The sequence below is a fragment of the Olsenella sp. DNF00959 genome (genome assembly GCF_001553055.1).
GTDB classification, from domain to species: domain Bacteria; phylum Actinomycetota; class Coriobacteriia; order Coriobacteriales; family Atopobiaceae; genus Olsenella_I; species Olsenella_I phocaeensis.
Window position 1 is genome coordinate 127,983 of sequence record NZ_KQ960127.1, and the last position, 11,326, is coordinate 139,308.

Below are 11,326 nucleotides of genomic sequence, written 5' to 3' on the forward strand. Positions count from 1 at the left end.
CGCGACCATAAAACTGGAGGTCAGCGGCGAAAACCCCTGGCCTTTCTTATAATGCGAGAGAAGCGTTGTCAAGCGGCCTGCCGTCACTTCCAGCCAGGCGTGGGCCTGGGGGCACGCATCTCTTGGTCGACGCTTGCCTGGCAAGCTAATGTTCGCGGGCTTGTGCCCGCGCCCCTGCCGGTCATAGGGCCCAGCAATTGGTAGGGAGGCGTGGTGCCGCAGTTCGATTCTTCGCCTGGGAGCCTCGTGCGAACGTCAGTCTTTGTGGCGGACGCAGCCTTGCGGTTGTCCAAAAAAGGAGTCGCGAGCGGCTCCCGGCGGTGCGTCGAGGGCCGCAGGCCCTCCTGGCAGAGATGCCCATGGGATACGGGGGAACTATCTGTGATAGGTGCCTTCCGCCCCACGGCCTATCTCCCAGACCCAGCAGGCGAGCTCGCGGGCGCAGGCGTTGCCGCGCGGGCGTATGGCGGCAGTGGGCGCGCCCCACTCGCCGGGGAGCCGCTTGGGCCTTGCCGAGCAGCTCGCATGGTGCCAGGCGCTCTCGACGGGCGTCCTCCTCGACGCGGAGTTGCCCGCTTTGGCGATGTGCCCCGTCTCCTCCCTCTCGCCTGACGAGTGCTCGGAGGGGACGAGTCCGCACCAGCTCGCATACTCCGGTGCGGCGGGGAACCCCGAGAGGCAGCCAGCCTCCGCGGCCAGGCAGAACGCGCTTATCTCGTCTATGCTCCTGACGCAGGAGAGGGCGCGCACGGTGGCGGCCCACCTGCCCTTGCGCGCTCCTTCCTTTACCCGCCTCTCGAGCTGGCGCCTGTCGGTCCCGGCGCACCTCACGCAGGTCAGGTGGTGCAGGAAGGTCTGGCGTGCCGTCCCGCCAATGAGGATGCGGGCCACACGGCTCCGCGGTCTTCGAGCTCACGCCCGAAGGCGAGTTCACCGAGCAGGTGGTGCGCGACGACCTCGCGCTCGTGAAGGTGGCGGACGGCACCAGCAGCGACTCGCGGGCGTGCCCTTCAAGATCACCAGCAAGACCACGGGCGAGAGCCACATGATCGTGACCGACGGCAACGGCCAGGCCTCCACGGCTGCCAGCTGGAACGCCCACACCAAGGACACCAATGGCGGCACGGCGGACTCCGGCGTGTGGTTCGGAGGCTCCGACCCCGACGACGCCAAGGGCGCGCTGCCCTACGACGACTACACGGTCGAGGAGCAGCCCTCAGAGGCCAATGCCGACCGCGCGCTCATCCCGGCCTTCGACGTCTCGGTCCACCGCGATGGCGTGACCGTGGATCTGGGCACGCTCACCAACGATGCGCCGCCCACGCAGACGCCTCCCGCGTCCGGCGTGCAGACCGAGGCGACCGACGCGGACGACGGCGACCACGAGGCCGTGGCCGACGACTCGGTGACAATCATGGACACCGTCTCCTGCACGGGGCTCACGCCCGGCGAGGAGTACACGCTCACCGGCACGCTCGTGGACAAAGAGACCGGCGAGCCCGTCCGCTCGGACGGCAAGGCCGCCACCTCCACCGTGGCCTTCGTGCCCGACGCGGCGGACGGCACGCAGGAGGTCGCCTTCACCTTCGACGGCGCGGAGCTCTCAGGGCACGCGGTCGTGGCCTTCGAGTCGCTCACCCTGGACGGCCAGGAGGTCGCTTCGCATGCCGACGTGAACGACGAGGGGCAGACCGTGGAGCTCGTGCCGCCCGAGACCCGCGAGGCGCCGGCGCCCGGCGGCAAGCTCCCGTAGACGGGAGACGAGCTGCCGATAGTGGGCATCTGCGCCCTGGCTGCGGCGGGTTGTGCCGCCACCGTCATCGGCATCGCGCGCAGCATCGGCCCGCGCCGCGAGGAGGACGAGGGAGAGGATGGAGCATCGTCGCCTGCATAGCCGGCTTCCTCTCCGGCTTCGTGACGCTCGCCGCCTACGCCTGTTGTAGGGCGTCCGGCGCAGCGTCGCGGGCGGAGGAACGGGAGCGATAAGAATACGAGAGAGAATGTGAACGAAATGCACCCCGGTCATCCGAGGCGCATTCTGCTATCAGTTCGGTGTTTGCCCTATTGTCAGAAAAACAGCTTCCAGGCACTTAGCTCCATGTTTTCGTGCTAAGTGCTTTTGCGATTTCTTGTACGTCAGGGAGACTGTCAGCGCCTAAAACATCAGTGAGGTCGAAGATCCTTGCTCCCATTGGAGCGTACGGGGTGACTTTTCTGAAATCAGTCTCAACAAATTGGTCCACGAAAAAGTATCGATGCTTTTCTGCGGCCAAATCATAGCCGTAATTTTTCCCGTCCTTTATCGCCTCAACGATTGTGTCCATGTGTTCTTTTGTGCACTCCCCGAATTCAGGCTGATACCGCATTTTCCCAGATTCTTCCCACGCTACAATGCGCGCGCAGATTTTCCCGATCGCCCGGATACTCTTGTTTTTGTACAAGCCGAGATAGTCATGTGGTCTAAATCCATGTTCGGCTTTGTCGTAGTACAGACCGCTCTTCTTATTGAAGTCAAAGGTGGTGCCGCATAGCCGCATGCGCAGGTACTTCCAAGAGTCCTGCTCGACAATCAGATTGTCATGGCGGCAGTAGTCGATGTAATCGTCGAGCACCTCCTGCATATCGTAATCATGGTCATCGAGGACGTCCTGAACCGCATCTGCCAACTCTTTGAATGTCATGTTTACATGAACGATGCCAAATTTTTCGCCCGAGGCTTTTTTGTGCTTTGATATCTCAGCCTCGACGAGCTTCTTCATGCTTTCACTCATTGGAATAGGTGCAAGCGTAACTAGCCGCTTGTATTTTTGATCGTCGAATGCAGCAAGGTGATTCACTAACTGATTCAGATCGAACTTATCGGACCGTTTTGTCTCCACGACGACCTTGAAGCTTTCTTGGGTAATCGTCGCGTCGGGAACGCTGGACTCGTTCTTCTCCTGCAGGGTAAAAGTAACCTCCGGTTCAAAAGCATCGGATTCTGCCTTTAGAAAGCGGAAGAACTTATCGGGGGAATACTGGTATAGGCGCGATAGTAACAGCATCGTGTTCGCAGTCGCAACGTTTTCTTTTTGCTGGTAGCGTTGGAAGTAATGAATTTTCATTTTTCACCTGGCTAATAACGTGCTTTGCCTTAAGAGGATTATTGCATCTGCAGGGTTGAGCTATGCGTATTTTCTAGGTAAGCGGACCCTTGCTGAATCTCTCATCAGTATTTTCTTGATTGGCACACGTCATCTCATGCATCCCCTCCACAAGCGCATACGTCGCAGGGTCGAAGCCCATCTGTCGGCAGACCTCGGCTTCCACGTCGATGCCGTCTGCACCATCGCCTACAAGCATGCTGAGCGTTTGGTGCGCCGAGACCGCCTGGGCGGGCAGGCCGTCGGCGATGCGCGAGGCCCATGCGAGGCGGTTGCAGTCCACGAGGCCGTCCCCCACGCGCAGGAGCGCGAACTCGCCGTCCACCGTCACCATGGACAGCTGCGGCACGTCCTCGCTGTCCGCCACGACGACGCAGAGCCCGTCGAGCCTGCGGGCTATGGGGAGGCCCTCCGGCCCGGCGGGTGCGTCCTGGCCCGGCGCGGGGTACCAACGCATGGAGAGGAGCAGCATGCCGCCATCGCGCATGGCTCCGGATAGGTCGAGCGACCAGTTTGTAGCGACGTTCCCGCGGTACATGCTCGCGTCGGTGAGGTTGGCGGTGTCGAACGCATCCATGCGCCCGTCCTGGTAGTAGGTCTTCACGATCATCGCTGGCTTTCCCTTCCGTCATCACGCTGGCGTGCGCGCTGGTGTTCGCTTGCGTGTTCTGGGGCGTTACCACGTTGCGCGCTTGCGCCTTGGGCGCGGGAGAAGGGCTTCGACGGTCTCGACGCATAGCGCCGCCCTCCTTGAGAATGCCGAGGCTTTGCACGTAGGCGGCCATATCGGGGTTGCCTGCGCCCTTGGTGGCGAGGTCCGCTGTCGTGCGGATGCGGTTGTCCTTGAGCCACGCGAGCGCCTCGGAGAGCCTTTCGAGCTCCGAGAGGTCGCCAAGCTCAACGGCGGAACGCGCGAGCTCTGCAGCCCTGCGCTCGCCTGCGTCCGCGATGTGCCCTGCCGCTCCCAGCGAGAAGCTGCGCATGAGCGACTCGCGCCCGTAGCCGAGACCCAGGCTCTCGCCCGAGACGCGCCAGGTGGGGTGCCCGGAAAGCGAGAACACCCAGTCGCGCCGGCGTGCCTTGGCGGAGTTGTCCTCGACCTCCACGCCCAGGCTCTTGAGGAGCCCCCCGAACTCGTCTTCGCTCCTCGTGACGGAGCGTGCAATGCGGATGCGGGCGCGGATGTCCGCCACCCAGGAGTAGCCACCCTTCTCGGCGATCTCACGCTCCGCGCGGCGCACGTGCTCGGCCTGCAGCGTGCGGGGACGCACGCGCCCGCGTGTGGAAGCCCTCTCCTCGGCGCTGTCGAAGTCCGAGAGCCCGCGTTCCTTGGCCATGCGTTGCAGGGAATGCTTGAGCTCCTCGGGGTCGGGGTCCTGAAGGCGGCGTCCCGTGGCGATGTTGGTGTTGTTCACGACCACGTGGGCGTGCGGGATGCGCCCGGCGTTGTCGTCGTGGTAGACGATGGCGACCTCGTAGTCGACGAAGTGCTCGCGCGCCCAGGCGACCGTGAGCTCGCGGAGGGCGTCCAGCCCCACGTGGTCCTTGGGGTCCGGCGAGAGCACGTAGTGCTTGTAGGTGCGGCAGGGTCTGCCTCCCCAGGGCGTGTCGTTTCGCCAGCTAGCGCGTGTGCCGTCCATTGCTGTCGCCCAGTCGAAGGCGGTGTCCTCGCGCTCGGGGACATCGAGGTTCAGGTAGTCGGCGGCGAGGGCCCGTTCGTTCTTGGTGAGGTAGCGGTAGACGCCCCGGCAGGACGTGTGACCGGATATGGGCTTGAGTAGTGGCATGGACATCCGCCTATAAGAAGAGCAGGCGCGACTCTGCCACCTTGCGCACGGGAACGGCGATCTCATCCGCTCTCTCGCGCAGGCGCTCCAGCTGCCGCTCCACCGAGGCGAGCTCCTCCAGGACGTCGGATGCGTCCATGGCCTCGCGTCTGAGGTAGTAGGCGATGCGGTTCAGGGCGTGGGCTGCCTGGTTCTGCTGGTAGCCCCACTGGTTGAGCTCGCGGTAGAGGCGGTTGGCGCAAGCGAGGTCGAGCACCACGTGGCGGCGTGCCGCGACGTCCTTCGCCGGCAGCTGCAGGAGTAGCCTCACGAGCGCGGATGTGGTGATGTCCAGTGTGCCCGCGAGCGTCTGCGCGCGTTCGATGTCTGACGCACTCACGCGCACGTGCAGGCGCCTGTCGAATCTCTCCATGGTCCCCCCTAGGCGCCGAGAGGCGGCGCGTCTTGCCCGGGCATCCGTCCGGGCTTCCCAGGGGCGCGGGGCATCCCCCGCAGGGGAGCGTATCGCGTGCGCACGCGCGCGTGCTCCCGTCGCTCGGCATCCGGGTGGGGTGACGCGCCATCGAAGCGGCAGCGCGATGGGCGCGGCCCCCGGTGCCGACAAGCGCTATCTCGTGCGTTGTGCGCACAAGATAGGCTGCTCGCTTCATTCCATGGCAAGCTCGATCACCTCCTCTATCCAATACAACGAATGATTCGCTCAAGATGTGCGCCCCTTGGTGAAAAAATTGAGAAGTCCCGCCGGGCGCATCGCGGGAGCAGCGTTTGAGCGCACGAAAAGGGGCCCTTGACGATGGTCCGGAAAGAATTCTCTTGCGGGACGTATGCTCGACCAAATCGCGGGTTTGCTTCTCACTATCCGGTCAACTCCTGCGCCGAGGAGTTGAGCGCTCGTGTTGAAGACGAGCTCTTAATGGGAGGACATGGCCGGACCCCGATTCCTCCAAGGCAGATCTGCTGTAGGTACAGATCATACAATGGAAAATGATGCGATGACGGAAGCGGCTTGGACTGTGCTTTCCTCTGCGCTTGCAGCTTTGTCTGTTATGTATTATTGTGAGTAATACATACGATACAGACATCGTTGGAGGCTCACACCATGCTCCTGCAGCTGGACTTCTCAACCGCGACACCCATCTACCAGCAGATCCGCGATCAGATCGTGCGGGGCATCGCCGAAGGCGAGCTTGCGCCTGGTGAGCGCCTGCCGACCGTGCGGGCGCTCGCATCGGAGTGCGGCGTCAACGCCATGACGGTGAGCAAGGCCTACCAGCTCCTCAAGCAGGAGGGACACGTGCGCGGCGACCGGAGGGGTGGCACCTTCGTGTGCGAGCCCGATGGCAGCTCAGACCCCGATCCCGGCATCGTGGACGCGCTGCGGATGCGCCTGGCTGAGCTGGTGGCCGGTGGGATGTCAGGCAAAGAGGTTCTCGCGCTCTGCGAGCGCCTGCTGGATGAGATTGCGTATCGCTAGAAGTAAGGAAGTTTATGATGAGCACTGCGACTATCCTATGGCTCTCCTGCAGCTGGATTCCACTCCTCATATGGTGGACGCTCAGGAACAGCGCGCGCTTCAAGAAGAACATTGTCATCGGCGTCACCTTCCCGCGCGAGGCGCGGGAAGACGTGCAGGTAAAGGCGCTTCTTACCAGCTACCGTCGCCTACAGCTTGCGTGCGCTATCGTGCTCGTGGCTGCGGCACTTGGCGGTGCGGCGACAGGAACGGTACGAGCGTGGGCCGGGTTGAGCATGTTCTGCTGGAGCGTCTGGATACTTGTGGTCTGTATCGTGCCCGAGGTGATCTACGCGCTCACCAACCGCAGGCTCGCGGCCCTGAAGGACGAGCGAGGCTGGCGGACCAGAGGCGCCGCGACCCAGCGCGTGACGGTGGCCGATATCGGGGCGGCCGCGCAGTCGTACCCGCGCGTCTCGAGCATATGGTTTGTCCTCATCTGCGCGACGAGCCTGGTCCCCGCCCTGCTCGATCGTGACAACTTAGTAATCTACCTGCTGTTTGCCGCATGCGTGCTCATGATGTGGGCAATCTTCCGTTGGTGCTACCGCAATCGCAGCGAGGTGGTGGACGACAACACCGCCCTCACGCAGACGCTCACGCGCATACGCCGGCGCGCCTGGGCGAGGGTGTTCCTCGTCGCGGCGGCGTCTTTTGCATTCATGAGCTGGGCGCAGCTCCTCTTCCAGGGTTCAGCCAATCTGTACTTTATCGGTATGATGCTTCCCTGCACGGTCCTCGGAATCGTGGCGTTTGCAACCGAGATGCGCGTGCGCAGCCTGCAGGAGCGTCTTACAAAGGCCAGCGGCGAGGGCCTCTACGTGGACGAGGACGATCACTGGATCTTTGGCATCTTCTACTATAACCCCGACGATGCCAAGCTCATAGTGAACGAGCGCGTGGGCATCAACACGTCGATCAACCTGGCACGGCCGGCGGGAAAGGCGATTGTAGTGGCCCTCGCTTGCTTGCTGCTCTGCCTGCCCGTGGCGGGAGCGTTCATGGCGGAGGAATTTGGAGCTCCTGTGACGCTTGAGCTGAGCGAGCAGACGATTCGGGCACACCACTCGCTCACAACCTATGAGATTGACATGGACGACGTGGTGTCTGTGGAGCTGGTTGACCAACTTCCCCAGATGACGCGCACGTTTGGCGGCGCGAGTGAAACCTTCCTCGAAGGTAACTTCTCAAGTGACGCGTACGGATCGCTCAAGGTGTGCCTGGACCCCGAGGTCGGCCCCTGGCTCCTCGTGCGGACGAGGAGCGGCACAACCTACCTTCTGGGCGCGAGCGACACGGCGCAGACCGAGACCGTTTACGAGGAAGTCACCTCGGCCTTAGTCGATGCATAGTGGGACATGTCACCGACTTCCCGGCCAAAAACGGCTAGTCCTCCCAGAAGAGCTCGTCCAGCGTTCGGTCGAGGGCCTTGCAGATGGCGCGGCAGAGCCTGATTGTGGGGTTGTAGTCACCGCGCTCGATGGAGGATATGGTCTGCCGCGATCCCGACTGACCCGGAAAAGACCTCGGCTATGCCCACGAGGGTCATGAGGAAGGTCCAGGTTTTTCAGGCCCCACTGATGCCGAAGTAGTCGCCCCGCGCTATGCCCGGAGGCCCGGGGCAGCCGCTTTGGGGCCTACCTCCCGTCGCTGAGGACGTTCTTGTGGTGGCGCAGGAGGGCCTTCTCGGAGCCCGTCACCAAGAGGCTCACGATGTCGTAACCTCCACCTCGGCCTCGGCGAGGTAGGCCGCCGCGATGCGCTCGAAGCGCCCCTGGTCGGGCTCCTCACGGGGCATGTCGTAGCCCCCGCACTTGGTGGCGGTGTCCACGAAGACGAGCTCCTCGTCGTCCATGGCGATGGGGTCGATGCTGCCCGAGTCGCGCGCCCAGCCCTCCTCCAGGACCTCGACGCCCCTGTGCCTCAGGTACGCGCGGATTGCCGCGTGCGGCCTCTCGTCGATGCTCTTTCCCATGGCTGTCTGCCTCCTCGTGTTGGGGCCCGCCCCCTTGGCGCGCCTTGTGGTGCGGATGGCGCCTGCGGGAAAGCGGCAGCGCAAGGGGCAAAAGCGAAACGCGGATGCGCCCGAGTTTTCCGAGGGGCGCCTTGTGCCTCTCGGAAAAGTTTTCGCGCCCCTTGCTCTAGAGCGACCGTGGGCGAGTCTTCGCTCCCAAGGCGAGGCGGGGTGGGGCGTGCGCGGAGGCTGCCCGTGGGATTGCGGCGATGCGGTTGCCGCGAGGCGTTGCGTGTCTGTGCGATGGGGTGCCTGCGTGGATGCCGTGCAGTGTGCGGTGGCCATGCCCGTGAGGTGTCCCGGGCTCTTCGTGCGTTGGTGTGCCCGTTGGGATGTGTGGGGTCTCGGCGTCCGCTGTGGCATTGCGTCTGGTGACGGGTTGAGAGGGTTGCTCCGCTACCGCGTAGATCATCTCGACGGGAGGTCGGTCCATGCCGCTGTCTCTGCCTTCGGGCTCGGGGTGGGGCATTCTACTGATATATAGGCATGGAAGTGAGCATAAACTGTACTCACTACGCCTATTGCTGCGTAGCTCTAAGGTCGCAAACTGCGACCTCAAAGATGTTACACGTTTTAATCTCTTACTCGCCGAGCGCGGCGATAATCGATTCAATGATGCTCGAGCCTTCGAGCTTGGTGATGGCGAAGCTCTTCTTGCCTGCGTCCTTCAGCGATGCTCCAATCAGGTAGCCCTCGGCTCCGTCCAGGATGAGGAAGCGGTCGTGGAACGAGGCCGTGTGCCTGACTTCGAGCGTCGGGTACTGCGCGTTGAAGGTGGCAATGTCGCGTTCGGTAAGGCAGGTCTTGGGATGCGTCCACACGGTGGCGGAGATGCCTGGCCGCTTCTTGGCGAGAATGTTGAGCGTGCCCGTGTCCACATAGCCGTCGACCAGGACAATCTCGCGCTTTGCTCTTTGCACGAGCGAAATTAGCAGCTCGAACGCATCGTAGACCTGTCCCTCGAAGAAGACCTTCTGGTTCGGCTCCTCGTGGGTCTCCATGTAGTCGAAGACGCGCTCGAAGCGCTCGTCGGTGGCTTTCTGGTATTCCAGCTGCCTGAGCTCAACCGTGCGGATCTGCTCGAACATGTGGGCATTGTCCGCGATGAAGTGGTGCATCTCGACGAAGGCATTCATGATTTTGATACTCACGTCGATTGCTGTGTCGCTGCGCAGCACTGCAGAGAGCATCGACACGCCCTGCTCAGTGAAGACACGCGGCATATAGCGCCACCATGTGTCCTGGTTGCCCAGCTCAGGGCGTAAGGTCACAATTTGTGACCTTAGATCTTCTGCTTCTTCCCGCGTGATGCGGAAGCAGAATCTCTCCGGGAAACGCCTGGAGTTCCTACTTACTGCCTGATTGAGCACCTTAGTCTCAACGCCATACAGCTCGGCGAGATCGCTGTCGAGCATGACCTGCTGGCCTCTCACGGTATAGATCATGTTCCTGATCTGCATGTCATCTGAGAGAGCAATTGATGCCTCCGTCTTGGCGGGTTCTTTATCGGGCATAGCCGTGGCCTTTCTGCGCGAGCCGTTGATGCAATTTTATCAAGCGCGCGCTCACATCCATCGCGATACGGCGCGGAAGAGCCAGCGCACGAAGCGCCAGACGAGCCTAAAGACGCCCATGACCCGCCTCCTTCTCCTCTGCTGCGGCGAGCATCGCCTTGAGCTGGTCAACCGAGAAGCTGAGCGCGCGCTTGCGACGCTTGGGCGCGCCGAGGACGTTGTCCATGATGGCGTCGCCGTAGCCGCTCATCTTTGCGTCGAAGCTCTCCTCGACCTTGCTCACGGCGGCGCGCTTGGCCTCCGGGTCCACGTCCGCGTAGATGTCCAGCGTCATCGACACGCTCGCGTGCCCCAGGTAGCTCGCCACGGTCCGCACGTCGCAGCCTCCCGCGATCATCATGGTGGCGAAGGTGTGCCTGAGGTCGTGGAAGGTGCACTTGAAGCCGTTCATCTTGCAGAAGGCCGAGAAGTCCTTCCCGAGCTGCGTGGGGTTGTAGGGCCTGCTCTTCTCCTCCTGCGTGCCCAGTATGTAGGGGTCGCCGAAGGGAAGAGCGAACTCGTTGGCGATGCGCACGGCGTCCGCCCTCACCAGGCGCAGCATGTCGAAGGTGCGCCGGGTGAGGGGGATTGTCCTCAGGGAGCTCGAGGTCTTGGGCTCCTTCACGTAGAAGCCGCCGTCGCCGTTTCCCAGGGCGTGGCTCACGGTTATGGTGCCGTCATCGGAGAGGTCAGACCACTTGAGCGCGCAGACCTCGCCGCGCCTCATGCCCGTGGTGAGGGCGAGCTCTATGGCTATGCCCAGGGGCGCCGGCTGCGCGCGCCTCGCCAGCTCCAGCATGCGGGTGCGCTCCTCGCGCGGCAGGGCGTTGATGGGCGTCTTCACGCGCTTGGGCGGCTTGCAGAAGTCGCAGGGGTTCTTGGTGATGAGGTCCTGCGCCATGCCCCACTTGAGCGCCTGCTTGAGCAGGCGGAAGGGCTTCGACACGCTCTTCGGCGCGTAGCCGTCGGCGCTTATGTCGCGCATCCAGCCGGACACGTCCTCCACTGAGAGGCCCGCCAGGCGGACGTTCCCGATGTAGGAGTCTATCTGGCGCGCCTCGGCGCGGTAGCCGCGCGCCGTCGAGGGCTCTATGGTGCCCGAGCCCTCCTTGTAGGTGAGGAACTGCTCCATGAACTCGCGCACGCTCATCGAGGAGCCGACGGCTCCTCCCTTGCGCTCGAGCTCCAAGATGAGCGCGTCGCGTGCGCGCTCTGCCTGCCGGCGCGTCTTTCCCTCGACCGTATGGAACGTCCTCACGACCTCGCCTGTCACGGGGTCGGTGTGCGAGAGGACCGCCTCCCATCGGTCGCTGTTT

At 63.1% G+C, this 11,326-nt stretch carries 11 protein-coding genes and 1 pseudogene; 3 read left to right on the top strand and 9 right to left on the bottom strand.

The features are described from left to right. Window positions 1-375 precede the first annotated feature (375 nt). Complete coding sequence (locus tag HMPREF1868_RS04285; RefSeq protein ID WP_062530740.1) at window positions 376-891, bottom strand: IS110 family transposase; 516 nt, start codon at window positions 889-891, stop codon at window positions 376-378. A 112-nt stretch (window positions 892-1,003) separates the two neighbouring features. Between HMPREF1868_RS04285 and HMPREF1868_RS04290 the strand changes: the two genes are divergently transcribed. Continuing rightward, the gene (locus HMPREF1868_RS04290) at window positions 1,004-1,753 is read left to right on the top strand and encodes a VaFE repeat-containing surface-anchored protein (protein WP_062530744.1); all 750 of its coding nucleotides are present in this window, start codon (window positions 1,004-1,006) and stop codon (window positions 1,751-1,753) included. 337 nt (window positions 1,754-2,090) lie between these two features. On the opposite strand, the gene HMPREF1868_RS04295 is transcribed toward HMPREF1868_RS04290, so the two are convergent. From HMPREF1868_RS04295 to HMPREF1868_RS04310, 4 genes and pseudogenes are all read right to left on the bottom strand, one after another. After that, window positions 2,091-3,104 (bottom strand): hypothetical protein, encoded by a 1,014-nt coding sequence (locus tag HMPREF1868_RS04295; RefSeq protein WP_062530746.1) that lies wholly within the window; start codon window positions 3,102-3,104, stop codon window positions 2,091-2,093. A 73-nt stretch (window positions 3,105-3,177) separates the two neighbouring features. Then, window positions 3,178-3,753, bottom strand: coding sequence for a hypothetical protein (locus tag HMPREF1868_RS09985; RefSeq protein WP_062530748.1), 576 nt, complete (start codon window positions 3,751-3,753; stop codon window positions 3,178-3,180). 421 nt (window positions 3,754-4,174) lie between these two features. Further along, a pseudogene (locus HMPREF1868_RS10195) lies at window positions 4,175-4,996 on the bottom strand (relaxase/mobilization nuclease domain-containing protein); the annotation flags it as partial. Next, a complete protein-coding gene (locus HMPREF1868_RS04310; protein ID WP_062530753.1) occupies window positions 4,941-5,342 on the bottom strand; it encodes a hypothetical protein in 402 nt (133 codons plus the stop codon). The gene HMPREF1868_RS04310 and the pseudogene HMPREF1868_RS10195, both read right to left, overlap by 56 nt. Before the next feature lie 687 nt (window positions 5,343-6,029). Between HMPREF1868_RS04310 and HMPREF1868_RS04315 the strand changes: the two genes are divergently transcribed. Together HMPREF1868_RS04315 and HMPREF1868_RS04320 are read left to right on the top strand one after the other, a co-directional pair. After that, window positions 6,030-6,404 carry a GntR family transcriptional regulator gene (locus tag HMPREF1868_RS04315; RefSeq protein ID WP_062530755.1) on the top strand — a complete coding sequence of 125 codons (375 nt, stop codon included), beginning with the start codon at window positions 6,030-6,032 and terminating at the stop codon, window positions 6,402-6,404. A gap of 17 nt (window positions 6,405-6,421) precedes the next feature. Further along, complete coding sequence (locus HMPREF1868_RS04320) at window positions 6,422-7,795, top strand: hypothetical protein (RefSeq protein ID WP_156439415.1); 1,374 nt, start codon at window positions 6,422-6,424, stop codon at window positions 7,793-7,795. Window positions 7,796-7,829: 34 nt separating this feature from the next. Here HMPREF1868_RS04320 and HMPREF1868_RS09565 read toward each other — a convergent pair whose 3' ends face one another. The 4 genes from HMPREF1868_RS09565 to HMPREF1868_RS04335 form a co-directional block, all read right to left on the bottom strand. After that, window positions 7,830-7,934, bottom strand: coding sequence for a helix-turn-helix transcriptional regulator (locus HMPREF1868_RS09565; protein WP_082719540.1), 105 nt, complete (start codon window positions 7,932-7,934; stop codon window positions 7,830-7,832). Window positions 7,935-8,151: 217 nt separating this feature from the next. Then, window positions 8,152-8,418, bottom strand: coding sequence for a YraN family protein (locus HMPREF1868_RS04325; RefSeq protein WP_231782255.1), 267 nt, complete (start codon window positions 8,416-8,418; stop codon window positions 8,152-8,154). A gap of 620 nt (window positions 8,419-9,038) precedes the next feature. Further along, window positions 9,039-9,971 (bottom strand): ORF6N domain-containing protein, encoded by a 933-nt coding sequence (locus tag HMPREF1868_RS09995; RefSeq protein WP_062530757.1) that lies wholly within the window; start codon window positions 9,969-9,971, stop codon window positions 9,039-9,041. A 106-nt stretch (window positions 9,972-10,077) separates the two neighbouring features. Beyond that, window positions 10,078-11,326: tyrosine-type recombinase/integrase (locus HMPREF1868_RS04335; RefSeq protein WP_197414947.1), on the bottom strand; the 1,249-nt coding region annotated here is incomplete at its 5' end.

Coding starts and splice junctions, on each gene's coding strand:
- HMPREF1868_RS04295 (WP_062530746.1), bottom strand. CDS start 3,104: ATGAAAATTCATTACTTCCAACGCTACCAGCAAAAAGAAAACGTTGCG.
- HMPREF1868_RS09985 (WP_062530748.1), bottom strand. CDS start 3,753: ATGATCGTGAAGACCTACTACCAGGACGGGCGCATGGATGCGTTCGAC.
- HMPREF1868_RS04310 (WP_062530753.1), bottom strand. CDS start 5,342: ATGGAGAGATTCGACAGGCGCCTGCACGTGCGCGTGAGTGCGTCAGAC.
- HMPREF1868_RS04315 (WP_062530755.1), top strand. CDS start 6,030: ATGCTCCTGCAGCTGGACTTCTCAACCGCGACACCCATCTACCAGCAG.
- HMPREF1868_RS04320 (WP_156439415.1), top strand. CDS start 6,422: ATGAGCACTGCGACTATCCTATGGCTCTCCTGCAGCTGGATTCCACTC.
- HMPREF1868_RS04325 (WP_231782255.1), bottom strand. CDS start 8,418: ATGGGAAAGAGCATCGACGAGAGGCCGCACGCGGCAATCCGCGCGTAC.
- HMPREF1868_RS09995 (WP_062530757.1), bottom strand. CDS start 9,971: ATGCCCGATAAAGAACCCGCCAAGACGGAGGCATCAATTGCTCTCTCA.